Annotated in this window: 21 protein-coding genes and 8 tRNA genes; 14 read left to right on the forward strand and 15 right to left on the reverse strand. The window is 67.4% G+C overall.

The window, feature by feature from the left end:
* Positions 1-129: 129 nt before the first annotated feature.
* From fnr to ccoN, 11 genes are all read right to left on the reverse strand, one after another.
* Positions 130-873 (reverse strand): fumarate/nitrate reduction transcriptional regulator Fnr, encoded by a 744-nt coding sequence (fnr, locus tag CR157_RS09270; protein WP_110283244.1) that lies wholly within the window; start codon positions 871-873, stop codon positions 130-132.
* Between the two features lie 101 nt (positions 874-974).
* Positions 975-2390: an oxygen-independent coproporphyrinogen III oxidase gene (gene hemN, locus CR157_RS09275; RefSeq protein ID WP_110283245.1), complete on the reverse strand. Its 1416-nt coding sequence runs from the start codon at positions 2388-2390 to the stop codon at positions 975-977.
* Positions 2391-2485: 95 nt separating this feature from the next.
* Positions 2486-3184: a sulfite exporter TauE/SafE family protein gene (locus tag CR157_RS09280; RefSeq protein ID WP_110283246.1), complete on the reverse strand. Its 699-nt coding sequence runs from the start codon at positions 3182-3184 to the stop codon at positions 2486-2488.
* A complete protein-coding gene (ccoS, locus tag CR157_RS09285; RefSeq protein WP_110283247.1) occupies positions 3184-3417 on the reverse strand; it encodes a cbb3-type cytochrome oxidase assembly protein CcoS in 234 nt (77 codons plus the stop codon). The genes CR157_RS09280 and ccoS overlap by 1 nt, the downstream gene beginning before the upstream one ends.
* Entirely contained in the window at positions 3414-5882 is a 2469-nt protein-coding gene (locus tag CR157_RS09290; protein WP_110283248.1) for a heavy metal translocating P-type ATPase, read from the reverse strand. The genes ccoS and CR157_RS09290 overlap by 4 nt, the downstream gene beginning before the upstream one ends.
* Positions 5883-5919: 37 nt before the next feature.
* A complete protein-coding gene (locus CR157_RS09295) occupies positions 5920-6435 on the reverse strand; it encodes a FixH family protein (RefSeq protein WP_110283249.1) in 516 nt (171 codons plus the stop codon).
* A gap of 2 nt (positions 6436-6437) precedes the next feature.
* Entirely contained in the window at positions 6438-7877 is a 1440-nt protein-coding gene (gene ccoG / locus CR157_RS09300) for a cytochrome c oxidase accessory protein CcoG (RefSeq protein ID WP_110283250.1), read from the reverse strand.
* A 126-nt stretch (positions 7878-8003) separates the two neighbouring features.
* A complete protein-coding gene (gene ccoP / locus CR157_RS09305) occupies positions 8004-8933 on the reverse strand; it encodes a cytochrome-c oxidase, cbb3-type subunit III (RefSeq protein WP_110283251.1) in 930 nt (309 codons plus the stop codon).
* Entirely contained in the window at positions 8930-9157 is a 228-nt protein-coding gene (locus CR157_RS09310) for a cbb3-type cytochrome oxidase subunit 3 (protein ID WP_110283252.1), read from the reverse strand. The genes ccoP and CR157_RS09310 overlap by 4 nt, the downstream gene beginning before the upstream one ends.
* A 1-nt stretch (position 9158) precedes the next feature.
* A complete protein-coding gene (gene ccoO / locus CR157_RS09315) occupies positions 9159-9767 on the reverse strand; it encodes a cytochrome-c oxidase, cbb3-type subunit II (RefSeq protein ID WP_110283253.1) in 609 nt (202 codons plus the stop codon).
* Between the two features lie 22 nt (positions 9768-9789).
* Entirely contained in the window at positions 9790-11214 is a 1425-nt protein-coding gene (gene ccoN, locus CR157_RS09320) for a cytochrome-c oxidase, cbb3-type subunit I (protein ID WP_110283254.1), read from the reverse strand.
* Positions 11215-11408: 194 nt separating this feature from the next.
* On the opposite strand from ccoN, the gene CR157_RS09325 reads away from it, so the two are divergent.
* The 10 genes from CR157_RS09325 to CR157_RS09370 all read left to right on the forward strand — a co-directional run bounded on the left by CR157_RS09325 (position 11409) and on the right by CR157_RS09370 (position 20059).
* Complete coding sequence (locus tag CR157_RS09325) at positions 11409-12101, forward strand: alpha/beta family hydrolase (RefSeq protein WP_258364121.1); 693 nt, start codon at positions 11409-11411, stop codon at positions 12099-12101.
* Between the two features lie 135 nt (positions 12102-12236).
* Positions 12237-12312, forward strand: a tRNA-Val gene (locus CR157_RS09330).
* A 43-nt stretch (positions 12313-12355) separates the two neighbouring features.
* Positions 12356-12432: transfer RNA gene (locus CR157_RS09335), tRNA-Asp, on the forward strand.
* Positions 12433-12460: 28 nt separating this feature from the next.
* A tRNA-Asp gene (locus CR157_RS09340) sits at positions 12461-12537 on the forward strand.
* A 39-nt stretch (positions 12538-12576) separates the two neighbouring features.
* Positions 12577-12653, forward strand: a tRNA-Val gene (locus CR157_RS09345).
* A 3-nt stretch (positions 12654-12656) separates the two neighbouring features.
* Positions 12657-12733 (forward strand) — tRNA-Asp (locus CR157_RS09350).
* 231 nt (positions 12734-12964) lie between these two features.
* Entirely contained in the window at positions 12965-14974 is a 2010-nt protein-coding gene (locus CR157_RS09355) for an NADPH-dependent 2,4-dienoyl-CoA reductase (protein WP_110283256.1), read from the forward strand.
* Positions 14975-15253: 279 nt separating this feature from the next.
* Positions 15254-17176, forward strand: a complete 1923-nt coding sequence (locus tag CR157_RS09360) for a PrkA family serine protein kinase (protein ID WP_110283257.1) — start codon at positions 15254-15256, stop codon at positions 17174-17176.
* Between the two features lie 30 nt (positions 17177-17206).
* Complete coding sequence (locus tag CR157_RS09365) at positions 17207-18490, forward strand: YeaH/YhbH family protein (RefSeq protein ID WP_110283258.1); 1284 nt, start codon at positions 17207-17209, stop codon at positions 18488-18490.
* An 18-nt stretch (positions 18491-18508) separates the two neighbouring features.
* Complete coding sequence (locus CR157_RS09370) at positions 18509-20059, forward strand: SpoVR family protein (protein ID WP_110283259.1); 1551 nt, start codon at positions 18509-18511, stop codon at positions 20057-20059.
* A gap of 88 nt (positions 20060-20147) precedes the next feature.
* On the opposite strand, the gene CR157_RS09375 is transcribed toward CR157_RS09370, so the two are convergent.
* Positions 20148-20462 carry a high-potential iron-sulfur protein gene (locus tag CR157_RS09375; RefSeq protein WP_110283260.1) on the reverse strand — a complete coding sequence of 105 codons (315 nt, stop codon included), beginning with the start codon at positions 20460-20462 and terminating at the stop codon, positions 20148-20150.
* Positions 20463-20698: 236 nt separating this feature from the next.
* On the opposite strand from CR157_RS09375, the gene CR157_RS09380 reads away from it, so the two are divergent.
* The 3 genes from CR157_RS09380 (at position 20699) to CR157_RS09390 (ending at position 22492) form a co-directional block, all read left to right on the forward strand.
* The gene (locus CR157_RS09380; RefSeq protein ID WP_110283261.1) at positions 20699-21160 is read left to right on the forward strand and encodes a methylated-DNA--[protein]-cysteine S-methyltransferase; all 462 of its coding nucleotides are present in this window, start codon (positions 20699-20701) and stop codon (positions 21158-21160) included.
* 102 nt (positions 21161-21262) lie between these two features.
* Entirely contained in the window at positions 21263-21538 is a 276-nt protein-coding gene (locus CR157_RS09385) for an Lrp/AsnC family transcriptional regulator (RefSeq protein ID WP_043510462.1), read from the forward strand.
* 84 nt (positions 21539-21622) lie between these two features.
* The gene (locus CR157_RS09390; RefSeq protein ID WP_110283262.1) at positions 21623-22492 is read left to right on the forward strand and encodes a DNA/RNA non-specific endonuclease; all 870 of its coding nucleotides are present in this window, start codon (positions 21623-21625) and stop codon (positions 22490-22492) included.
* 126 nt (positions 22493-22618) lie between these two features.
* Here CR157_RS09390 and CR157_RS09395 read toward each other — a convergent pair.
* The 3 genes from CR157_RS09395 to CR157_RS09405 form a co-directional block, all read right to left on the reverse strand.
* Positions 22619-22705, reverse strand: a tRNA-Leu gene (locus CR157_RS09395).
* A 61-nt stretch (positions 22706-22766) separates the two neighbouring features.
* Positions 22767-22853, reverse strand: a tRNA-Leu gene (locus CR157_RS09400).
* A gap of 68 nt (positions 22854-22921) precedes the next feature.
* Positions 22922-23008, reverse strand: a tRNA-Leu gene (locus tag CR157_RS09405).
* 237 nt (positions 23009-23245) lie between these two features.
* Here CR157_RS09405 and rnr point away from each other — a divergent pair.
* Positions 23246-25627 (forward strand): ribonuclease R, encoded by a 2382-nt coding sequence (gene rnr / locus CR157_RS09410; protein WP_110283263.1) that lies wholly within the window; start codon positions 23246-23248, stop codon positions 25625-25627.
* Positions 25628-25642 lie beyond the last annotated feature (15 nt).

A 25642-nucleotide genomic window follows, 5' to 3' on the forward strand; every position in this document is an offset into this window, starting at 1 on the left:
AAGCTGGAAGACAATCGCCCCCGTGACCTTGTCACGGGGGCGATTCGATTCAGGCTGGCTTCGAGCTTCGAGCTTCGAGCTTCGAGCTTCGAGCTTCGAGCTTCGAGCTTCGAGCTGGCGCGCAGCGCCTCAGCGCGCGCCTTCCTCCTCGGCGACCCGTGCCAGGGCCGCCAGGTCGAGGATGTTGACCTCGCGGCCGGAGACGGCCACCAGCCCCTGGGACTGGAAGCGGCCGAGGATGCGACTCACCGTCTCCACCGCCAGCCCCAGGTAGTTGCCGATATCGGCCCGGGACATGGAGAGGCGGAAGCTGTAGGGCGAGTAGCCGCGGCGGCGGAAGCGGTCGGAGAGGCCGGCGAAGAAGGTCGCCAGGCGCTGGTCGGCGGTCTTGCGGGACAGCAGCCGCATCATGCGGCGGTCGTCGCGCATTTCCTTGCTCATGCTGCGGTAGAGCTGGGTGCGCAGCTCCGGTAGCTCCTCGGAGAGGGCGTTGAGGCGGTCGAAGGGAATCTCGCAGACGGTGGTGGTCTCGAGCGCCACCACCGTGCCGGGATAGCGCGCCTCGTCGATGCCATCGAGGCCCACCAGTTCGCTGGGCAGGTAGAAGTTGGTCAACTGGTCCTCGCCGCTGCCCTCGGTGGTGACCTGCTTGAGGCTGCCCGAGCGCACGGCGTAGACGCTGGTGAAGGCGCTGTCCTGGCGGAACAGCGCCTCGCCCTTCTTCAGGGGAGCGCGGCGCCGGATGATGGCGTCGAACTGGTCCATGTCCTGGAGCTCGAGTGCCAGCGGCAGGCAGAGCGAGCTGAGGCTGCAGGTCTGGCAGCGTGTCTCGTGCAGCAGGGAACGCCGCCTGCCGGTCGCGGTATCAGGCATGCTCTCCTCCATGATGGTGACTCTGCCACCATTATGGGGGATTCGTCCGGGCCGGCATAGCATCCCTTTGGAGGTAGCCTCCGGGCATCGGAGGTAGTCCCTCACCGCAGGCGTGAGCGGGGCGATGCCCGCTGCTCCGGGAGGGGGGCGTCGAAGGCCATGGCGAGGTGCCGGAGCAGCAGCCGACCGATCGGCGTGACGACGAGCCGGGGGCCGGCACGCTCCACCAGGCCATCGTGCTCGGCTCCTTCCAGCCGGGCCAGGACATCGGCCAGCCGGGCCTCGGCATCGACCCCGAAGGCCTGGCCCAGCGCCTCGAGATCGAGGGCCAGGTCGCCTATCAGGCGCTCGCTGGCGTGCCGCCGCAGGCAGTCGTCGAATGTCAGGCGCCGTCCGCGGTCGGTGGCCAGGCGGCCGGCATCCAGCGCCGCCTCGTAGGCGGCGAGCCCCACGGGGTTCCGGGCGTAGGCGTCATCGACCCGGCTGATCGCCGAGACGCCGAGCCCCACCAGGTCGCACCGGGCGTGGCTGGAGTAGCCCCGGACGTCGTGCGTGAGGCTACCCTGGCGCTGGGCCTTTGCCAGGCTGTCGTCGGGGCGGGCGAAGTGGTCCATGCCGATGTGCACATAGCCCGCCGCGGTCAGCATCTCGAGGGTGGTATGCAGCATCGCCAGCGTCTCCTCGGGCCCGGGCAGGTCCTCGGCGTGGATGCGGCGCTGGGGCGTGAAGCGTTCGGGCAGGTGAGCATAGTGGAACACCGACAGCCGGGCCGGGGCCATGGCGATCACCTGCGCCAGGGTCTCGGCGAAACTGTCGCGGGTCTGCAGCGGCAGGCCATAGATCAGGTCGAGGTTGAGCGAGCGGAAGCCGAGGCGGTCGGCTTCGTCGATCAGCGACTCGGTGAGTACCCGGGGCTGGACCCGGTTGATCGCCTGCTGCACCCTGAGGTCCAGGTCCTGGACGCCGAGGCTCAGGCGGTTGAAGCCGAGTGCCTGCAGATGGCGCAGGGTGAGGACATTGGCCTCCCGGGGGTCGATCTCGATGGCGTAGTCACGCTCCCTCGAGCCCGAGAGCCCGAAACGGGCATCGAGGCGATCGATCAGGTCGCTCATCTGGTCGAGGGTGAGGAAGGTCGGGGTGCCGCCGCCCCAGTGCAGCTGCTGGACCTCCCGGGCGGCGTCGAGATGGCGGGAGGTGAGCACCATCTCCCGGTCGAGGCGCGACAGGTACGGCTCGGCCAGCCGCGTGTCCCCGGTGGCGATCTTGTTGCAGGCACAGTAGAAGCAGGCCTGGCGGCAGAAGGGCATATGGACATAGAGCGACAAGGCACGGCCCGCGTCGTTGCTGCGGGCGAGGGCCGAGGTGAAGTCGTCGGGCCCGAAGTCCTCCCGGAAGCCGAGGGCCGTGGGATGCGAGGTGGGGCGCGGGCCGCAGGCGTCGTAGCGGCGCAGCAGTACCGGGTCCCAGGCGAACCGGGCGGAACCCCCTGGGCCTTCGCGCGTCGCGTGAGCGGACATGACGGCACTCCGGATGATGGACATGCCTCGATGGTAGCGAGGGCGACCCCCGGCCGTGTTGAGCTGCGTCAAGCGGGAACGAGATCGTCGGGGAGTCAGGCGTGGCCGCCGGCGGGCAGCAGCATCCAGAGCTGCCACAGGGCGAAGGCGATGATCGACGCCGCGGCCAGGGTGCGGGTGGCGCGGTGGCGGATCAGGCTGCCGAGCTGGCGTGCCGCCAGGCCGGTGACCAGCAGGGCCGGCAGGGTACCCAGGCCGAAGGCGCCCATCAGCAGGGCGCCCTGGTGCGGGGCGGCGGTGGCCAGGCTCCAGGCGAGCATGGAGTAGACCAGCCCGCACGGCAACCAGCCCCAGACTGCCCCCAGCGCCACCGCCTGGGGAACCTTCACCACCGGCATCAGCCGCCGGCCCAGCGGCTCCAGGTGGCGCCACAGCCGCTTGCCGACGGCCTCCACCCTGAGCAGCCCCTTCCACCAGTCGGCGATATAGAGCGCCATCAGGATCAGCATCACCGCGGCCAGCCCCTGCAGCACCAGGCGGGCCGTGGGGGTGATGGCGACCAGGGTGCCGAGCCCGGCCACCAGCGCACCGGCGGTCATGTAGCTGGTGATGCGCCCCAGGTTGTAGCCGAGCAGCAATCCGGAGAGCCGTGTCGGGGAGCGCATGCTGGGGGGCACGGCGAAGGTCAGCACACTCATGATGCCGCCGCACATGCCGATGCAGTGGGCGCCGCCGAGCAGGCCGAAGACGAAGGCCGCCAGCAGGGGCGGTAGACCCAGGCCGGTGGGATCCATCAGCGCGGCGGTTCCTCCCGGTCAGCGGGGGCGTCGTCGACCTCGCCACGCGATTGTCGCCGGCGCTGGCGCTCCTCGGGGGGGAGATCGTTCTCGTCCTCGTCGAAGAGGATGCGATGGGCGGGGCCCTCGAGATCCTCGAACTGGTCATGCTTCACCGCCCAGAAGAAGGCCCAGACGGCGAGGCCGAGCAGGATCAGCGACAGCGGAATCAGCAGGTAGAGGATGCTCATGCGTTCACCAGCCGTGGGGTCGGAACGAAGGGCGCGGCGGCCGAGCGGAAGCGGTTGAGTCGCAGGGCATTGCCCACCACCACCAGCGAACTGGCCGACATGCCCAGCGCGGCGACCCAGGGCGGCACGATGCCGATGGCCGCCAGCGGCAGTGCCGAGACGTTGTAGCACACCGACCAGATCATGTTCTGGCGCATGACCCGGCGGGTGGCCCGACTGATCTCGATGGCTTCGACGATACGCGCCAGCCGTGGGCTGAGCAAGACGGCGTCGGCACTGGTGCGGGCCAGGTCGGTGGCGCCGTTCATGGCGATGGCCACGTCGGCCCCGGCCAGCACCGGCACGTCGTTGATGCCATCGCCGACCATGGCCACCTTCTCGCCCCCGGCCTGCAGGGAGCGGATGCGCGCGAGCTTGTCCTCCGGGCTGGCCGAGGCCTGCCAGGTGGCGATGCCGAGCCGCGCGGCGAGCCGGCCCACCGCCTCGGGAGTATCGCCGGAGAGCAACTCCACCTGCAGCCCCAGCGCCTGGAGGGCGGTGATGGTGTCGGCCGCATCCTCGCGCACATGATCCTGCAGCATGAACCAGGCGCGTGGCTCGCCCGCCTCGGCGAGCAGCAGCCACTGCCCCTCGCCCGGCGGGCTCGGCGGCTGTGCCGGCGCGGCGAAATCGGGTTTGCCCAGGCGCCAGGGGCGTCCCTCGATCTCGCCCTCCAGGCCCTGGCCGGTGCGGCTGACCGGGTTCCGGGCGCGCACCGTGGCGTCGCGGTGTGGATGGAAGGCGCGGGCGATGGGGTGCTCCGAGCTCGCCTCGAGGGCCGCGGCCAGCACCCGGGCGCGTGCCTCGTCGAGCTCGCCGAGCGGGCGGGTCTCCACCAGTGCCATGCGCCCTGTGGTCAGGGTGCCGGTCTTGTCGAGGATCACCCTGTCGAGCCGGGAGAGCGCCTCGATGGCGTTGGCGCGGGTCACCAGCACGCCGCGGCGGCGCAGCTGGCCGTGGCCGGCGGTCAGCGCCGTGGGGGTGGCGAGCGCCAGGGCGCAGGGGCAGGTCACCACCAGCACCGAGAGGGTGACCCAGAGCATCCGTGAGGGGTCGATGAACCACCAGGCAGTGGAGACACAGGCGGTCACCAGCAGCAGGCGCAGCACGAAGAGGTGCGACATGCGGGCAGCCATCCGGGCCAGTCGCGGACGGCTGGCGAAGGCGCGGTCGGTGAGGTCGACGATGCCGGCGACCCGGGCCTCGCGCCCGGCGTGGGTGACGCGCACCACCAGCGGACTCTCGACGTTCTGGCTGCCGCCGGTGACGGTCTCGCCCGGGCGGCGCGCCACCGGCAGGTACTCGCCGGTGAGCATCGATTCGTCGAGGCTCGACTCGCCATCCTCGATCACCCCGTCGGCGGGCACGCCGTGGCCGGGCTTGACCAGTACCCGGTCGCCGGGGGCGAGTTCGCTGGCCGGCAGGATGCGCTCCTCGCCCTCGTCGGTGAGCCGGATCGCCGAGAGCGGCAGGACGCCGGTCATGGCATTGCCGCTGTGACCGCTGCGGCGCCGGGCGCGGGCCTCCACGTAGCGGCCGAAGAGCAGGAAGCAGGTGAACATGGTTACCGAGTCGAAGTAGACCTCGCCGGTGCCGGAGAGCACCGCATAGCCGCTGGCGAGGTAGGCGCCGCCGATGGCGAGCGACACCGGCACGTCCATGCCCAGTACCCGGGTGCGCAGGTCGCGCGCGGCATTGCGGAAGAAGGGCAGGGCCGAGAAGAACACCACCGGGGTGGCCAGGGCGAAGGAGAGCCAGTGGAAGAGGGCGAGGAAGTCGTCGCTGATCTCGCCGGGCGCGGACACATAGATGGGGATGGAGAACATCATTACCTGGGCCATGCCCACGGCGGCGACGATCAGTCGGCGCACGTTCATGCGCTCCTCCCGCTGCAGGCGGCTCTGGGCCTCGTCGGGCTCGTAGGGCTGGGCCTGGTAGCCGATCGCCGCCATCTCGGCGAGGATCCGCGACAGCTTGACCCGCTGCGGGTCCCAGCTCACCCGCACCCGGTGGTGGGTCAGGTTGACGGCGCTGGAGTCGATGCCCTCCAGGGCGTTGAGCCGGTGCTCGATCAGCCAGGCACAGGCGGCACAAGTGATGCCGTCCACCGCGAGGGTGGCATGGACCTGGCCGCTGTCGCCCTCCGGGTGCACGAACTGGCGCTGTAGGCCGGCGTCGTCGAACACCGCCCAGGTCTCGGCCCTGACCGCCTGGCGGTCGTCGGGGCGCTCGGGCAGCTCGGTGCGGAAGCGGTAGTAGCTCGCGAGACCGCCGTCGACGATGGCATGGGCCACCGCCTCGCAGCCGGGGCAGCAGAGGGGCCGCGCCCGGTCGTCGAGGGTGATCGACCAGGGGGCCCCGGCGGGCACCTGGTTGCCGCAGTGGTAGCAGTCGTGGCCGGTAGCGGCGGTGGCTTCTACGGTCATGGGCGGGTCGGGGGCACGACGACGAGGCGGATAGCGGTCATTCGGCCGCCGGGCGACCCGGGGTCAGGGCGATGCTCCCCTCGTCGGGGAAGCGTGCCTCGCCGACCAGCCGCCATTCCGGGCCCTCGCCGGCGGGCTGCAGCTGCAGGTACCAGCGATAGCGCAGGTTGTCCGGCGCCTGGGCCAGGTAGCGACCCTCGCGGACATGCTCGAGCACCAACTCCTGGTCGCGATCGGCCGCGGTGGGGAAGATCAACTTGAGCACCAGCCGCTCGGGGCGGGTGTCGCCCCCCAGGTCGAGCACCACGTCGCTGGTGAGGGGGTCGATGCGCAGCCGGGCCTCGAGGCCCAGGTCGGCGGCGCGCTGCTGCTTGGCCAGCACCATGTTGATGGCGCGGCCGTGCTCGTAGTAGTCCTCCTGCACCATGCCGTCGAAGGAGCGCACCGACAGCACCGCGAAGGTGGTGCTGACGGTGATCGCCGACAGCAGCAGGCCGATCAGGAACCAGGGCCAGAACTGCTTGTACCAGGGGGTCACGGGATGGGCTTGCACGGTTATCTCCGGATCTGTCCGATGAAGCGTGTGTCGTGCGTCAGGCGGATGCGGTCGTCGCCCTCGGCTGCGAGGTGCAGTTGGATATCGTGGCTCGGCAGCTCGATGACGTCCGGGGCGGCGGTGATGCTCGCCACGGCCTGGCGTGATTCGCCGGCGGGCACCTGGATACTGTCGGTATCCAGTTCGAGGCCGGGCAGGCCGCTGACCTCCAGGCGATAGACGTGATCCTCGCGGTCGAGGTTGCGGATGGTCAGCGTGTAGGCATTGCTGACGCGCCCCTCGCGGGTCATCTGGAACAGCTGGTTGCGCTCGCGCTCGACCTCGAAGCCCAGTGGCATGCGCTCGGACAGTGCCCAGGCGAAGGCGCCGACCATCACCAGCAGCGCCGCCAGGTAGCCGAGCAGGCGCGGGCGCAGGATGCGACTCGGCCTGCCCTCCAAGGCGTTCTCGGTGGTGTAGCGGATCAGGCCCCGCGGGTAGCCCATCTTGTCCATCACGCTGTCGCAGGCATCGATGCAGGCCGCACAGGTGATGCACTCGTACTGCAGCCCCTCACGGATGTCGATGCCGGTGGGGCAGACCTGTACGCAGAGGTCGCAGTCGATGCAGTCGCCGTACCCCGCCTCGCGCGCCTCCTGGTGGCCGAGGCTCCGCTTGCGGGGGCCGCGGGGTTCGCCGCGGGCCTCGTCGTAGGAGACGATCAGGGTGTCGGCGTCGAACATCACCGACTGGAAGCGGGCGTAGGGGCACATGTAGATGCACACCTGTTCGCGCAGCCAGCCGGCGTTGAGATAGGTGAAGACCAGGAAGAAGCCGACCCAGAAGTAGGACCAGCCATGGGCCTGCAGCGTCGGCAGTTCGACCACCAGGTCGCGGATCGGCGTGAAGTAGCCGACGAAGGTGACGCCAGTGGCCAGGGCGATGGCCAGCCAGACGGCGTGCTTGGTCCCCTTGCGCCAGGCCTTGTCGAGGGTCATCGCTGCCCTGTCGAGCTTGATGCGCCGGTTGCGCGGCCCCTCCAGGCGATGCTCGAACCAGATGAACAGGAAGGTCCAGACGCTCTGGGGACAGGTGTAACCGCACCAGACGCGGCCGGCGAAGACGGTGATGAGGAACAGGCCGAAGGCGCAGATGATCAGCAGCCAGGAGAGCAGCATGAACTCCTGGGGGTAGAAGGTGGCGGCGAAGATGTGGAATTCGCGCCCCGGCAGGTCGAACCAGACCGCCGGGCGATCTCCCCACTGCAGCCAGGGCAGGCCGAAGAAGAGCAGCATCAGCCCCCAGTTGGCACCGCGGCGGATGCGCTGGAAGAGCCCCTTGATCTCGCGCACGTAGATGTGGCGCCGGCTGGCGTACATCTCCTGGGTGACGGTTTCCCCGGGCGCATGATGGCCGACCGGGGTCGGGGTGACGTCTGTCGTCGGTATCTTGTCGCTCATGGCAGGCTCACGGAGGGCTCAACGGGAGGAGGGCAGGAACGAGCGCGGTTCATTGTATCGGCCCCTCGACCCAACAGGACAGGGTGCGACCCGAGGCCGCACCCTGTCCGTCCCGTGCGGGCCGCCTCAGTCCTGGAGGCGCAGGCTGTAGACATAGGCGGCGACCAGGTGGACCCGCTCCTCGCCGATATAGGCCGCCTGGGCCGGCATGTGGCCGTTGCGGCCGTTGCGCAGGGTCTGGCGCACCGCATCGGCGACGCTCTGCCCCGGGGCCCGGTAGAGCCAGGTATCGTTGGTCAGGTTGGGCGCCCCCAGGGCCTGGTTGCCGGTGCCGTCGGGCGTGTGGCAGGCGGCACAGACCGAGGTGAAGAGCGCGGCGCCCTGCTCGGCGCGCTCGGCATCGTGCTCCAGTCCCGAGAGTGACAGCACATGCTGGGTGAGGTTCTCGATGTTGTTCTCGCCCAGCTGCTGCCAGGACGGCATCAGGCCGTTGCGGCCTTGGTGCAGGGTGGTCAGGATCTGCTCCGGTTCCCCGCCGTAGAGCCAGTCGTCGTCGGTCAGGTTGGGGAAGCCGTAGCCCCCCCGGGCATTGGAGCCGTGACACACCGCGCAGTTGTTCAGGAAGATGCGCTCGGCCACCTGCATCGCCTCGGCGTCTTCGGCCAGTTCGGGAATCGGCACCTCCTCGTACTGGGCGAAGATCGGCGTGAAGCGCTCCTCGGCACGCGCCACCTCCTCTTCCCACTGGCCTTCCTGGGTCCAGCCCAGGACGCCGGCGAAGTTGCCCAGCCCCGGGTAGAGCAGCAGGTAGCCCAGCGCGAAGATCACGGTGCCGACATAGAGCTGGAACCACCAGCGCGGCAGCGGGTTGTCGTACTCCTCGATGCCGTCGGCGGCGTGGCCGGTGGTCTCGATGTTGCCCTCGGCGTCGGGGGCCTTGTCGGTGCGGCGGTTGGCGTAGAGCAGCCAGAAGGCCAGCCCGATGGAGCCCAGCGTGATGACGATGATCCAGGCGCTCCAGAAGCCTGAAAGGGAGTCATCCCAAAGATTGTTCATGCGTTCCTGTCTCCCTTGTCTTCTCGGGAATCGGCCTCGTTCGTCCGCTCTTCCGGCGAGAGGCGCTTGTCACGGGTCGGTTTCTCATCATCGTCGGCGAAGGGCAGGTTGGCCGCCTCGTCGAAGTCCGGCTTGCGGCGCCTGGAGTAGGCCCAGGCGGTGATGCCGATGAAGGCCAGGATCAGCAGCCCGGTGATGATGCCGCGAAAGGTCCCGGTATCCATGTCAGCGCGTGCCCTCGAGCACGGTGCCCAGCTGTTGCAGGTAGGCGACCAGGGCGGTGATCTCCTGCTGGCCACGCACTTCGCTGGTGGCGTTCTCGATCTGCTCGTCGGTGTAGGGAACGCCGAGGCTGCGCAGGGCCTCCATCTTGCGCGGCGTGGCGCGCCCGTCGAGGGTGTTCTCGAACAGCCAGGGGTAGGCCGGCATGATCGATTCCGGCACGACGTCACGCGGATTGTACATATGGGCGCGGTGCCAGTCGTCGCTGTAGCGGCCGCCGACGCGTGCCAGGTCCGGCCCGGTGCGCTTGGAGCCCCACAGGAAGTTGTGCTCGTAGACCGACTCGCCGGCCACGCTGTAGTGGCCGTAGCGCTCGGTCTCGGCGCGGAAGGGGCGGATCATCTGGGAGTGGCAGCCGACGCAGCCCTCGCGGCGATAGATGTCGCGCCCCTCCAGCTCCAGGGCGGAGAGCGGGCGCAGCCCCTCGACGGGTTCGGTCGTCTGCTTCTGGAAGAACAGCGGCACGACCTCGGCCAGGCCACCGAAACTGATCACCACCAGGACCAGTACGGCGAGCAGGCCGACGTTCTTTTCGACGATCTCGTGTCTCATTGGTGTCGGTTTCCCCGTTGGCTCAGGCAGTCTGCGGAATCGGCTGGCGCGCGGTGTCGCTGCGCTTGACCGTCATGGTGACGTTGTAGGCCATGATCAGCATGCCGGTGACCCAGCACAGGCCGCCGATCAGGCGTACGATGTAGCCAGGGCCGCTGGCCTCGACGGCCTCGACGAAGGTGTACATCAGGGTGCCGTCGGGGTTGATGGCGCGCCACATCAGGCCCTGCAGGATGCCGTTGACCCACATGGCGGCGATGTAGAGCACGGTGCCGATGGTCGCCAGCCAGAAGTGCACGGCGATCATGCCCACCGAGTACATCTCGGTGCGGCCGAACAGGCGCGGGATCAGGTGGTACATGGAGCCGATGGTGATCATCGCCACCCAGCCGAGTGCCCCGGCGTGGACATGGCCGATGGTCCAGTCGGTGTAGTGGGAGAGGGCGTTGACGGTCTTGACCGCCATCATCGGGCCCTCGAAGGTGGACATGCCGTAGAAGGAGAGGGCGACCACCAGGAAGCGCAGGGTCGGATCGGTGCGCAGTTTGTGCCAGGCCCCGGAGAGGGTCATCATGCCGTTGATCATGCCGCCCCAGGAGGGGGCCAGCAGGATGATCGACATGATCATGCCCAGGGACTGGGCCCAGTTGGGCAGGGCGGTGTAGTGCAGGTGGTGCGGGCCGGCCCACATGTAGACCATGATCAGCGCCCAGAAGTGGACGATGGACAGGCGGTAGGAGTAGACGGGACGCTCGGCCTGCTTGGGCACGAAGTAGTACATCATCCCCAGGAAGCCGGCGGTCAGGAAGAAGCCCACCGCGTTGTGGCCGTACCACCACTGCACCATGGCATCGATGGCCCCGGAGTAGAGGGAGATGGAGTACATCGCGGAGACGGGAATGGCCGCACTGTTGACGATGTGCAGAACCGCGACGGTGAGGATGAAGGCGGCGAAGAACCAGTTGGCCACGTAGATGTGGGAGGTCCTGCGCAGCTTGATGGTGCCGAGGAAGACGATGGCATAGCTGATCCACACCACCGCGATCAGGATGTCGATCGGCCACTCGAGCTCGGCGTACTCCTTGACCTCGGTGTAGCCCATGGGCAGGGTCACCACGGCCGCCAGGATCACCGCCTGCCAACCCCAGAAGGTGAAGGCCGCCAGCTTGTCCGAGAACAATCGCGTCTGGCAGGTGCGCTGCACCACGTAGTAGGAGGTGGCGAACAGCGCCGAGCCGCCGAAGGCGAAGATCACGGCGTTGGTGTGGAGGGGGCGCAGGCGGCCGAAGCTCGTCCACGGCAGCCCCAGGTTGAGTTGCGGCCATACCAGCTGTGCGGCGAGGATGACACCGAGGGTCATGCCCACGATGCCCCACACCACCGTCATGATCGCGAACTGCCGAACTACCTTGTAGTTGTAGGTCGGGTGTTCAAGTGCTGTGCTCATGTCAGGTTTCCATCGAATGCGGTATTGGGTTGCCCCGCGGCATTCTGCCCCGGGTCGGCCTCCCGCGGGATGATGCAGGTCAATATCCAGCCGGGATTCTAGCGCAGGCCCGCATCAACCTGAACACGCCGAAGTGCTAATTCATGAACTCGAGAGGCCGCCGAGTGTCGGAATATTTCTGTCAAGTCGAAGCCGTGATCTCCCCGCGTCGGCTCCGCGACCACCTGCTGTCGGGGGGGCGGGGCAGCTGGCTGGTCGAGGGGCTCGGACCCCTCGAGGTCCGTGGGCAGGCCCGTCACGGACGCCTGCTGATCGCCCACGGGGCGGGGGCCGGGCAGGACTCGTCCCTGATGGTGAAGCTGCGCGAGGCGCTGGCCGAGATGGGTGTCCAGACCCTGGCCATCGAGTTCGGTTACATGCAGCAGATGCGTCGCGAGGCGCGGCGTCGTCCCCCTCCCCGGATCGACCACCTGGTCGACGAGCTGGCCCGCTGGTGCGACACCGTGTCGCATCCGGAGCTCGCCCCCCTGTGGCTCGGCGGCAAGTCCATGGGCGCGCGGGCCGCCAGCCTGTTCGCCGCGCGCGACCAGGCGGCCGGGCTGGTGCTCTGCGGCTATCCCTTCCACCCGCCCCGTCGGCCGGGGAGCTGGCGTCTGGCCCACTGGCCACTGCTCGCCTGTCCGACCCTGGTGGTGCAGGGCAGTCGCGACCCCTTCGGCACCCGGGAGGAGCTGGCCGGTCATGCCCTGCCCGAGGTGGTGCGGGTGCACTGGCTCGAGGATGGCGATCACGACTGGCGGCCCAGGCGGGCATCGGGACGGGACCAGGGACAGCTGATTGCCGAGGCGGCTGGGGTGATCGCCGCCTTCATGGCCGCCCACCCATGACGCCTCCATGCCGCGGGCAGCACCGGCAAGTCGATGATACGGTGGTGGTTATGAGGTGGGCGGCAGGGCGCCGTGGCGATACGAAAAGCGTTGACATCGGGCGGTGCCCCTGTAGAATGCAGCGCCACGTGACCGGGGTGGTTAGCTCAGCCGGGAGAGCACCAGCCTTACAAGCTGGGGGTCACAGGTTCGAACCCTGTACCACCCACCATGGCCTCGGCGATGGAGTGTCACGTAAGTAGGAAGCACGCAGCGGACCGGTAGTTCAGTCGGTTAGAATGCCGGCCTGTCACGCCGGAGGTCGCGGGTTCGAGTCCCGTCCGGTCCGCCATCGTCTTCCTGGCTGCACGTCATCTTGTGGACCGGTAGTTCAGTCGGTTAGAATGCCGGCCTGTCACGCCGGAGGTCGCGGGTTCGAGTCCCGTCCGGTCCGCCACGATGGCCAGGCAGTCGCAGCAAGCAGTTCGATGTTCGTGGGTGATTAGCTCAGTTGGTTAGAGCACCAGCCTCACATGCTGGGGGTCACTGGTTCGAGTCCGGTATCACCCACCATGCGGACCGGTAGTTCAGTCGGTTAGAATGCCGGCCTGTCACGCCGGAGGTCGCGGGTTCGAGTCCCGTCCGGTCCGCCATCACGAATTCCCGAACCCCGAGTCCCACGGCTCGGGGTTCTTGCGTGCCTGCCTGTTACCCATGCCCCGGTTCCGCCCGTCTTGCTGCCCGCCCGCCGCCTCGCCTATCTTGCCTTACGCCATCTGCCCCTTTGCCACGCCGGTGAGCGCTTTGCGCTTTGCGCTTTGCGGCTATCCATCATACAGTTGTTTGAATATTGGCCGTGACGTGACCAGCAGGAGGAACTCGGCGTGCGCTATCCGCATCTCTTTCGCCCCCTCGAGGTGGGCCACTTGACGCTACCCAATCGGGTGCTGATGGGCTCCATGCACACCAACCTCGAGGAGGCGCCCGGTGGCTTCGCGCGGCTGGCGGCCTTCTATGCCGAGCGCGCCCGGGAAGGCGTCGGCCTGATCGTCACCGGGGGCATCGCGCCCAATCCCGAGGGCGCCGTCTTCCGGGGGGCGGCGACCCTGCAGCGCCCCGAGCAGGTGGCGGAGCATCGCCAGGTGGTGGAGGCCGTGCACCGCGAAGGCGGACGGCTCTGCCTGCAGATCCTGCATGCCGGTCGCTACGCCTATACCCCGGAACTGGTGGCCCCCTCGGCGATCCAGGCGCCGATCAATCCTTTCACGCCCCGTGAGCTCTCCGCCGACGAGGTCGAGACCCAGATCGACGACTATGTGCGCTGCGCCGCCCTGGCCCGCGAGGCCGGTTACGACGGCGTCGAGGTCATGGGCTCGGAGGGCTATCTGATCAACCAGTTCGTCTGCCCGCGTACCAACCATCGCGACGACGACTGGGGCGGCAGCTTCGAGAACCGCATCCGCTTTCCCGTCGAGATCGTGCGTCGCCTGCGTGCGGCGGTGGGCGACGACTTCCTGATCATCTTTCGCCTGTCGATGATCGACCTGGTGGAGGAGGGCAGCACCTTTGATGAGATCGTCGCCCTGGGCCGCGCCGTCGAGGCCGCCGGCGCCGACCTGATCAATACCGGCATCGGCTGGCACGAGGCGCGGGTACCGACCATCGTCACCAGTGTGCCCCGGGCCGCCTTCACCGAGGTAACCCGGCGCCTGAAAACGGAGCTCTCGATTCCGCTGATCACCACCAACCGCATCAACATGCCGGAGGTGGCCGAGCGGGTGCTGGCCGAGGGCCATGCCGACATGGTCTCCATGGCGCGGCCCTTCCTCGCCGACCCGGCCTGGTTGACCAAGGCCGCCGCCGGGCGCGCCGAGGAGATCAATACCTGCATCGCCTGCAATCAGGCGTGCCTGGATCACACCTTCCAGGGCTGGATCTCCTCCTGCCTGGTCAACCCGCGAGCCTGCCACGAGACCGAACTGGTCATCGTGCCAGCCGAGGCGCCGAGGGAGATCGCCGTGGTCGGCGGCGGCCCGGCGGGCCTGGCCACCGCGGTCACCGCGGCGAGTCGTGGCCACCGGGTCACGCTGTTCGAGCGCGACGCCGAGCTGGGCGGCCAGTTCAATCATGCCCGTCGTATCCCCGGCAAGGAGGAGTTCGACGAGACCCTGCGCTACTACCGCGTGATGCTGGACAAGCACGGCGTACGGGTGCGTCTCAACAGCAAGGCGGACCTCCACGCCCTGCGCGACTTCGATGCCGTGGTGCTGGCCACCGGCGTGCGTCCTCGGCGCCTCGAGCTGCCGGGCATCGACCACCCCAAGGTGATGAGCTACCCCGTGGCAATCACTCACCCCGAGCGGGTCGGCCGCCGGGTGGCGATCATCGGCGCCGGGGGCATCGGTTTCGACGTGGCGGAGTTGCTGACCCATGTCGGCCATCCCGCGCTGGATCGCGACACCTGGTGCGACGAGTGGGGCGTGGACCTGACCGTGGGCAGCCGTGGCGGTCTCAAGGCGCCGAATCGTCCCGAGACGCCGCGCCAGGTCACCCTGCTGCAGCGCAAGGCCTCCAAGCCCGGCGAGGGTCTCGGCAAGTCCACCGGCTGGGTGCATCGGGCGTCGCTCCGTCACCGGGGCGTCGAGGCCCTGGCCGGCTGCGAGTACGTCGGTATCGACGCCGAGGGGCTGCATATCCGCATCGATGGCGAGCCACGTTGTCTCGAGGTGGACAGCATCGTGGTCTGTGCCGGCCAGGAATCCGTGCGCGAGCTGTTCGCCCCCCTCGCGGCCGCCGGGGTGGAGGTACATGTCATCGGGGGTGCCGATGAGGCCGCCGAGCTGGATGCCAAGCGCGCCATCGATCAGGGGACTCGGCTGGCGGCCCGGCTGTGATCGTCGCCGGGCAGCTTGCGCCCCGGCCCCCGGGCCTGAGACGCTCTGCCTGAGCGCTGCCCGCCGACGGCTGCGGCGGGCAGGGTGGACCCAGCGTTAAAACTGCACAATTCTTTCGCGAACCGCCCCCCTCTCGCGGGTTCATAGGGGGAGAGGGCTCCGAGCGTTGATTTGATCGGCAAACCGTTATCCGCTGATGCTGTCTACGCTGATGGGTACCCACCCCGCGTCGCCTCTTCACCTCTGACGGCCGGGGAACCGGGCATACAGGAGGCATCGATGAGTATCTTCGATCATGTGCAGAATCGCTTCGAGCGTGTCCAGCAGGAAGAGATGACCCTGCAGGAGTACCTGGAACTCTGTCGCCAGGAGCCCGTGGCCTATGCCACCGCGGCGGAACGCATGCTGGAAGCCATCGGCGAGCCCGAGGTCATCGACACCGCCAAGGATTCGCGGCTCTCGAGAATCTTCTCCAACAAGGTGATCCGCCGCTATCCGGCGTTTTCCGAGTTCTACGGCATGGAAGAGGCCATCGAGCAGATCGTGGCCTACTTCCGCCACGCCGCCCAGGGGCTGGAGGAGCGCAAGCAGATCCTCTACCTGCTGGGCCCGGTGGGCGGGGGCAAGTCGTCGCTGGCCGAGCGCCTCAAGCTGCTGATGGAGAGGGTGCCCTTCTATGCCATCAAGGGCTCGCCGGTCTTCGAGTCGCCGTTGGGGCTCTTCTCGCCGGAGGAGGACGGTGAGCTCCTCGAGAAGGAGTACGGCATCCCACCGCGCTATCTAAAGAGCGTGATGTCGCCCTGGGCGGCCAAGCGGCTCAAGGAGTACGGTGGTGACATCTCCCGGTTCCGGGTGGCGCGCCTCTATCCCTCGCGGCTCAACCAGATCGCCATTTCCAAGACCGAGCCGGGTGACGAGAACAACCAGGACATCTCCTCGCTGGTGGGCAAGGTGGACATCCGCCAGCTCGAGCTGCACTCCCAGGACGACCCGGACGCCTACAGCTTCTCCGGTGGGCTGTGCAAGGCCAACCAGGGCCTGATGGAGTTCATCGAGATGTTCAAGGCGCCGATCAAGGTGCTGCATCCGCTGCTCACCGCCACCCAGGAGGGCAACTACAACCCCACCGAGGGCATGGGGGCGATCCCCTTCGAGGGCATCGTGCTGGCCCACTCCAACGAGAGCGAGTGGCAGGCCTTCCGTAACAACCGCAACAACGAGGCCTTCCTCGACCGGGTCTATATCGTCAAGGTGCCCTACTGCCTGCGGGTCACCGAGGAGATCAACATCTACAAGAAGCTCCTCGAGCACTCCTCGCTGGCCGAGGCGCCATGTGCACCGGACACCCTGCGCATGCTGGCGCAGTTCTCGGTGCTGTCGCGGCTCAAGGAGCCGGAGAACTCCAGCATCTACTCGAAGATGCGGGTCTACGACGGCGAGAACCTCAAGGATACCGACCCCAAGGCCAAATCGATCCAGGAGTACCGCGACGCCGCCGGGGTCGACGAGGGCATGGACGGGCTGTCGACGCGTTTCGCCTTCAAGATCCTGTCCAAGGTGTTCAACTTCGACAACCACGAGATCGCCGCGAACCCGGTGCACCTGCTCTATGTGCTCGAGCAGCGCCTGGAGCAGGAGCAGTTGCCCAAGGAGACCTTCGAGCGCTACCTGCGCTTCATCAAGGAGTTCCTGGCGCCGCGCTACGTCGACTTCATCGGCAAGGAGATCCAGACCGCCTACCTGGAGTCCTACTCCGAGTACGGCCAGAACATCTTCGATCGCTACGTCACCTATGCCGACTTCTGGATCCAGGATCAGGAGTACCGCGATCCCGAGACCGGCGAGTTCCTCAACCGCCAGTCCCTCAACGAGGAGCTGGAGAAGATCGAGAAGCCGGCCGGCATCTCCAACCCCAAGGACTTCCGTCATGAGGTGGTCAACTTCGTGCTGCGGGCGCGGGCCCAGAACAACGGCATGAACCCCAGCTGGCAGTCCTACGAGAAGCTCAAGGGGGTGATCGAGCAGAAGATGTTCGCCAACACCGAGGAGCTGCTGCCGGTGATCTCCTTCAACGCCAAGGCATCGACGGCGGATCAGAAGAAGCACGAGGATTTCGTGGCGCGCATGGTCGACCGCGGTTACACCGAGAAGCAGGTCCGCCTGCTCTCCGAGTGGTACCTGCGGGTGCGCAAGTCGCAATGACGGGGTGACGGCCACAGGCCGGGAGGTCACATGACCTATTTCATCGATCGCCGTGCCAATGCCAAGAACAAGAGTGCGGTCAACCGCCAGCGCTTCCTCGATCGCTATCGCACCCATATCAAGCGGTCGGTCGAGGAGGCGGTGAACCGCCGCTCGATCACCGACATGGAGCGTGGCGAGAAGGTGTCGATTCCCAGCCGGGACATCTCCGAACCGGTGTTCCAGCACGGAACGGGGGGCAAGCGCACCATCGTCGCGCCCGGGAACAAGGAGTTCGTCGAGGGTGACCGGCTGCGGCGCCCCAGTGGCGGCGGCGGGGGTGGCGGCGCCGGCGAGGGGGGCGCCTCGAACCAGGGCGAAGGCATGGACGAGTTCGCCTTCACCCTCTCCCGCGAGGAGTTTCTCGACTTCGTCTTCGACGGCCTCGAGTTGCCGCATCTGGAGCGCAAGTCGCTGGTGGATATCGACGAGGTGCGGCCGGTGCGTGCCGGGGTCTCCAAGGAGGGGGTGCCGGCACGGATCAATATCGTGCGCTCCATGCGCGAGGCGCATGCCCGGCGCATCGCCATGCGCGCGCCCATCCGTCGTGCCCTGCGCGAGGCCCGGGAGGCGCTGAAGGAGGAGGAGACCAAGGACCCGGTACTGCGCAACCCGGCGCGGATCAATGAGCTCAAGACCGAGATCGAGCGCCTCGAGAAGCGCCTGGAAGCGGTGCCCTTCATCGATACCTATGACCTGCGCTACAACAACCTGATCAATCAGCCGCAGCCCTCGAGCAAGGCGGTGATGTTCTGCGTGATGGACGTCTCGGGCTCGATGACCCAGGCCCACAAGGACATCGCCAAGCGCTTCTTCCTGCTGCTCTACCTGTTCCTCGAGCGCAACTACGAGAAGGTCGAACTGGTGTTCGTGCGCCACCATACCGCCGCCAAGGAGGTGGACGAGGAGGAGTTCTTCTACTCCCGCGAGACCGGCGGCACCATCGTCTCCAGTGCCCTGGCCCTGGTCGACGAGATCATCACCAAGCGCTACCCGCCGGGGCAGTGGAACCTCTATGTGGCCCAGGCCTCGGATGGCGACAACTGGGACGACGACTCGGTCACCTGCAGTGACCTGCTGCTGAAGACCCTGATGCCGCGGCTGCAGTACTTTACCTATGTGGAGATCACGCCCCACGCCCACCAGGCGCTGTGGGAAGAGTACGAGAGCGTGGCTGCCGAATTCCCCGAGCGTTTCGCCATGCGACAGATCGTCGAGGCCGGCGACATCTACCCCGTGTTCCGCGAGCTGTTTCGGCGCCGTGTCGTGCAGTGAGACGGCCCAGGAGGCACCATGACCCGACGCAAGCCGATCGCCACCGGCTCCGACTGGAGCTTCGACACCCTGACCGACTTCGAGCGCGAGATCGCGCGTCTCGCCGACGAGTATCGCCTGGACACCTATCCGAACCAGATCGAGATCATCACCACCGAGCAGATGATGGATGCCTATGCCAGCGTGGGCATGCCGGTGGGCTATCACCACTGGTCCTTCGGCAAGCAGTTCCTGGCGGTGGAGCAGGCCTACCGGCGTGGCCAGATGGGGCTGGCCTACGAGCTGGTGATCAATTCCGACCCCTGCATCGCCTACCTGATGGAGGAGAACACCCTGATGATGCAGGTGCTGGTAATCGCCCACGCCTGCTATGGCCACAACTCCTTCTTCAAGGGCAACTACCTGTTCCGCACCTGGACCGATGCCTCCTCGATCATCGATTACCTGGTGTTCGCACGGAAGTACATCGCCGAGTGCGAGGAGCGTCATGGCGTGACCGCGGTCGAGCAGCTGCTCGACGCCTGCCATGCGCTGCAGAACTACGGGGTCGATCGCTACAAGCGTCCTTCGCCGATCTCCCCCGCCGAGGAGGCGCAGCGCCAGAAGGAGCGTGAGGAGTACCTGCAGGCCCAGGTCAACACCCTGTGGCGGACCATTCCCGGGCGGGAGTCGCTCGAGTCGCTGCCCGGCGATGCCGACGAGGAGGATCCCCTGGGGCTGCACGAGGGGGGGCGCTATCCCGCCGAGCCCCAGGAAAACCTGCTCTACTTCATCGAGAAGAATGCGCCACTGCTGGCGCCCTGGCAGCGGGAGGTGGTGCGCATCGTGCGCAAGCTGGCGCAGTACTTCTACCCGCAGCGCCAGACCCAGGTGATGAACGAGGGCTGGGCCACCTTCTGGCATTACACCCTGATGAACCGGCTCTATGAAGAGGGCCTGGTGGACGAGGGGTTGATCCTGGAGTTCCTGCAGTCCCACACCGCGGTGGTCAGCCAGCCCGCCTTCGACAGCCCCTATTTCAGTGGCATCAACCCCTATGCCCTGGGCTTCGCCATCTTCACCGACCTCAGGCGTATCTGCGAGGCGCCGACCGCCGAGGACCGCGAGTGGTTTCCCGATACCGCGGGCAGCGACTGGTGTGAGACCCTGGATTTCGCCATGCGCAACTTCAAGGACGAGTCCTTCATCCAGCAGTTCCTCTCGCCCAAGGTGATCCGTGATCTCAAGCTGTTCATGGTGGTGGATGACGATCAGGAGGAGATGCTGGAAGTGGCGGCGATCCATGACGAGCGGGGCTATCGGCGCATTCGCGAGTCCCTGGCCATCCAGTACGCGCTCTCGGTGCGCGAGCCCAACATCCAGGTCTACTCGGCCGACATCCGCGGCGACCGCTCGCTGACCCTGCGCCATGTCCAGGACAGTCGCCGGCCGCTGGCGCGCAGCGTCTACCCGGTGATCCGCCACCTGCACCAGCTGTGGGGCTTCCCAGTGAAGCTGGAGTCGGTGGAGGGCGACGAGGTGGTGCGTCGCTACCAGTGGCCCTTGCCCGACGAGGCGCGCCAGGAGTAGGCCTCACCGGATCGGTGCCCGAAACGACGAGACCCGCGCTCGTGGCGCGGGTCTCGTGTCGGCAGGCTGGGCGGAACCCCGGGATGATTCAGCCCTGGGCGGTCCACGACTGGCACCAGCCGCCGGGTTCGACGCTGTTCTGCGGGAACAGCTGGCAACCTTCGCTGTCGGCCTGGAAGAACATGCAGTTACTGCAGGTCTCGCCCTCCTCGTAGGCCGGGTGGTCGCTGGCTTCGCTGGCGTTCTCGACGTAGTTCAGGGCCTGGGCCTGGTCGGAACTCGGGTCGAGGCGTGGCAGGTCCTGGGCGAAGGCGGACTTGGACAGGATCCCGGCGCCCAGCGGCAGGGCGGCGATGCCCAGCAGGCTGTGGCGCATGAAATCACGGCGGCTTTGCTTGGCCATGGTATCTCCTTGTCATCACGGTATGTGGCGTCTTGTCACGATGGGGCATGTCGGGATGCCCTCGTCCTTCTTCGGGTGGTAGCCCACCTCTACGTGAATCACCCTTACTCCGACAGAAGCTGCGCTGTGGAGTTCGGCTGCTTCATGGTAGTGGAGTGCCCGAACCGGCGCGAACCCGACCGCCGGCAGTGCGGCAATCGGTCGCGCCGCCGACCAATCGCTCAGAGGAGTCATCCATGATCTTCACCCGCTTTGCCTCTTCCGTCGGCGAGATCCTGCTGTGTGGCGACGGCCAGGGCCTGCGTCGCCTAGTGCTGGCCGCCGAGGAAACCCCCGATCCATTGGAGGCGCGTCGCGACGAGGCCGCTCTCCTGGATGCCCGGAAACAGCTGCTGGCCTATCTGGATGGCCGGCGTCGTCACTTCAGCCTGACCCTGGCGCCGGGCGGTAGCGAGTTTCAGCGTCAGGTGTGGGCAGCGCTGCTGCGCATACCCTATGGCGAGACCCGTACCTACGGCGACCTGGCCCGCCGGCTCGGTCGCGAGGGTGCGGCGCGCGCCATCGGGACGGCCAGTGGCGCCAATCCGCTGCCGCTGCTGATCCCCTGTCACCGGGTGGTGGCCGCCGATGGCCTCGGTGGCTACAGTGGCGGCCCGGCCCTCAAGCGCCGGTTGCTGACCCTGGAGGGGGTGGCATGAGTGGTGGCGGATGCCGCCCGACCGGGTGCCCTGCTATACTCGCGCCAGTTCCGGTGACGTCTCGGTCGGCCGGGAAGCCATTCTTGAGCAGGGGAGTGCCCGATGCAGAATGCCGTGATTCTGATCAACACCGACAAGGGGCAGGTCAAGGCGGTGGCCGAGCGGTTGGCCGATGTCGAAGGAATCAGCGAGGTCTATTCCACCTGCGGACGCTACGACCTGGTGGCGATCGCCCGCACCCGTGACTTCGAGAGTCTTGCCGAACTGGTGACCGAGCGCCTCAATGCCGTCGAGGGCATCCGCGACACCGAGACCCTCAATGCCATGCAGGTGCACTCGCGCCACGACCTCGAGACCATGTTCTCGCTGGGCTGGTAGCGTCGTTGTTCCGCGCCCCCACCCCCGCGGCGATGTCGGGGGTTGGGGCCTGCCCCCCGCCGACTGGAGGCGATGCGCTCAAGGATGACTCGCCGCCGAATCCCCATTCGTTCCCGCTGGCGCCGGCAGGCGCGGCGTTTCGGCATCAGCCTGCTGTTCGTGGTCGTCGGTAGCGGCCTCTGGTACGCCCAGGAGCGTGACTATCGCGACCAGCTCAGCTGGATGGGGGTGCCCACCTGGGAGGCCCCCTCGCCGCTGACCCTCCATCGCGTCCTGCGCAACCAGGGCTTTCTGGTCGGCTGGTCCGATGTGCGGGTCAGCCCGCTGTGGGTCAGCTATCTGTTGCATGCGGTGGAGGAGCCCCGGGCCGGGGCGCGCCCCGATTTCCGGCGCGACTGGCGCACCCTCTGGCCCATCGCCGCCGATAGCTACTTCGGCAGCGGCTATGATCGTGGCCACCTGGCGCCGAACTATGCCATCGCGGTGGTGCATGGTCGCGAGGCCCAGCGCGACACCTTCACCATGAGTAACATGTCGCCCCAGCGTCCCGACCTCAACCGCCGCCTGTGGCAGCGTCTCGAGGAGGTGGTGATCGATCACTTCGTGCCGCGCTTCGGGGTGGTGCAGGTGATCACCGGTCCGGTGTTTCCCCCGCGCTGGCTGGACAACGTCACCAACCGGGTGGGCCTGGTGGAGGTGCCCGAGGCCTTCTACAAGATCATCGTCGTGCCGGCCGAGGAGCCCAGGGCACTGGCCTTCCTCATGCCCCAGGAGGTGAGCGGCGGCGAGCCGCTCGACGATTACCTGGTGAGCATCGACGAGGTGGAGGCGCGCACCGGCCTGGACTTCTTTCCCCGTTTGCCCGGGGAGGTGGCAGAGGTGCTGGAGGGCGAGGTGGTAACCGAGGGGTGGGGGCTCGACGAGGTGGCGAGGCTGCCGGGCAGGTTTCAATAGACGCCGATCCCGCCCGACGGACAGGCACAAAAAAACCGCGATCGAGTCGCGGTTCTCTTCGCTGCATCTCATTGCATCCGCGGGGGATGCGGCTTCGTTGCTCTGCATGACGCGGGTACTGAGGGGTGGTGCCCAGGAGAGGACTTGAACCTCCACATCCGTAAGGATACTAGCACCTGAAGCTAGCGCGTCTACCAATTCCGCCACCTGGGCGCATCATGCATCTCGTCGTGTTCGCGGCCATCACCGTTCGCCGTCACGGCGGTCGGGGTGATGGTGCCCAGGAGAGGACTTGAACCTCCACGTCCATAAGGACACTAGCACCTGAAGCTAGCGCGTCTACCAATTCCGCCACCTGGGCGAACACGAGCGATCTCGAGCTGACAAAGAGCCTGGGAGCGAACTCCCGGATACCCCGCAGGGTATCGATGGTGCCCAGAAGAGGACTTGAACCTCCACGTCCGTAAGGACACTAGCACCTGAAGCTAGCGCGTCTACCAATTCCGCCATCTGGGCAGGCGATGCGTATGGTACCGAATTTCTCGGCCAATGCAATAGCGACCGGCCCGCCACGAATGAAATAATGGGGAGCCGGGCAGCGGCCGAATGCTCGGCCGAGGTTGGGTCGTGTCGCCGGCGGCGCTATACTGCGGCCATGACAATAGACCTCAATCGCAACACCTTATGCCCGCGGCGCTTCTCCGGCGCCTTCTCGAGGACGCTGCTCCCGATGCTGTCAAGGATGCCTTACGCATGACCCACTGGACGCTCAGCGACGACCCCCACGCCAGCCGCGAGGCCCACAAGTACGACAACCCCGCCCCTAGCCGCGAATATCTGCTGGCGCGGCTGGAGGAGTATGGCAAGCCGATCACCCACGAGAACATGAGCCGCCTGCTGGGCCTCGAGGACGAGGACCTCCAGGAGGCGGTACGCCGGCGGCTGGCGGCCATGGAGCGCGACGGCCAGGTGCTGCGCAACCGCCGTGGCGCCTATGCGCTGATCGACAAGCTCGACCTGGTCAAGGGCAAGGTGCTGGGCCACCGCGACGGCTTCGGCTTCCTGCTGCGCGAGGATGGCAAGAAGCCCGACCTGGTGTTGCCGCCGCGGCAGATGCGTCGGGTCTTCCACGGCGACTACGTGCTGGCGCGCATCAGCGGTCGTGATCGCCGCGGCCGCGACGAGGCGACCATCGCCGAGGTGCTCTCGCACAACACCCAGACCATCGTCGGGGTCTACCGCGAGAATAACCCGGAGTTCGGGGTGCTGATTCCCGAGAATCCGCGCATCACCCAGGAGGTGATCATACCCCACAGCGCCTGCGGGGGCGCGAAGGACGGCCAGGTGATCTCGGCGAAGATCGTCCGGCAGCCCGAGACCCGGGTGCAGCCGGTGGGCGAGGTGGTCGAGGTGCTCGGCGAGCGCATGGACCCGGGGATGGAGATCGACATCGCCATCCGCAGCTACGAGATTCCCGCGGAGTTCCCGCCGGAGGTCCACGACCAGATCGCCGGCATGTCCGCCGAGGTCGCCGAGGGCGACAAGCAGCACCGCATCGACCTGCGCGATGTCCCGCTGGTGACCATCGACGACGAGTCGGCCAAGGACTTCGACGATGCCGTCTGCGCCTGGAAGACCAAGTCCGGTAGCTGGAAGCTGCTGGTGGCCATCGCCGACGTCTCACACTATGTGCGGCCCGGCAGTGCCCTCGATCAGGAGGCGATCACCCGGGGCAACTCCGTCTACTTCCCCGGGCAGGTGGTGCCGATGCTGCCCGAGCTGCTCTCCAACGGGCTCTGTTCGCTGAACCCGGCTGTCGACCGCCTGGCCCTGGTCTGCGAGATGAACATCTCCCAGACCGGCGCCATCAGTCGCTACCGCTTCTACGAGGCGGTGTTCCAGTCCCACGCTCGCCTCACCTACAACAAGGTCGCCGCCATCCTCGATGATGACGGCGAGGAGGGCGCGGCACTGCGCGAGGAGCATCGCGAACTGGTGCCCTCGCTGCACAACCTGCATGCCCTCTATACCCTGCTGCGCGAGGCGCGCGTGGCCCGCGGCGCCATCGACTTCGAGACCACCGAGACGGCGATCGTCTTCAACGACGAGCGCAAGATCGAGAAGATCGTGCCGCGCTCGCGCAACGACGCCCACAAGATCATCGAGGAGTGCATGCTGGCGGCCAACGTGGCGACCGCCCGCTTCCTCGACAAGCACGACCTGCCGGCGCTCTATCGCATCCATGAGCGGCCCTCGCCGGAGCGCCTCGACAAGCTGCGGCTGTTCCTCGCCGAGCTGGGGCTGTCGGTAGGCGGGGGCGACGAGCCGACCCCCCAGGACTACCAGGTCCTGGCCGAGGCCATCAAGGGACGTCCGGATGCCGACATCATCCAGACGGTGATGCTGCGCTCCATGAGCCAGGCGGTCTACTCGCCCCACAACGAGGGGCACTTCGGCCTGGCCTACCCGGCCTATGCCCACTTCACTTCGCCGATCCGTCGCTACCCGGACCTGCTGGTGCACCGGGCGATCCGCTCGGTGATCCGCGGCCCGCGCCAGACCAATACCGTGCTGCGTGCCGAGGGGGCCAAGGTGGAGCCGCCCAGCAAGTGGTGCCCCTACACCTTCGAGCAGATGCTCGAGCTCGGCGAGCACTGCTCGATGACCGAGCGGCGCGCCGACGACGCCACCCGCGACGTCGAGGACTGGCTCAAGTGCGAGTTCATGTCCGACAAGCTGGGCGAGGTCTATGACGGCACCATCGCCTCGGTGACCCAGTTCGGCATCTTCGTGCGCCTCGATGAGGTCTATGTCGAGGGGCTGGTGCATGTCACCTCGCTGCCCTCCGACTACTACCACTACGAGGCCGAGAAGCATCGCCTCAAGGGCGAACGCAGCGGCATGAGCTACCGGCTCGGCGATGGCGTCACCGTCCAGGTGGCGCGGGTCGACATGAACGATCGCAAGATCGACTTCGAGCTGGCCGACGACAAGCCGCGTCCGAAGCGCCAGCCGCGCAAGCGCCGCACTACCGGTGCGGCCACCGCCGGGGGTGGCAAGGCCGACGACCAGGGGGGCAAGGGCGGCAAGCGTCGTCGCGTGGCGCGCAAGCCCAAGCCCCGTGCGCGCGGCTGATGGCAATGGCACGCA

It is taken from the genome of Halomonas sp. LBP4, from assembly GCF_003202205.1.
GTDB lineage: Bacteria > Pseudomonadota > Gammaproteobacteria > Pseudomonadales > Halomonadaceae > Halomonas > Halomonas flagellata.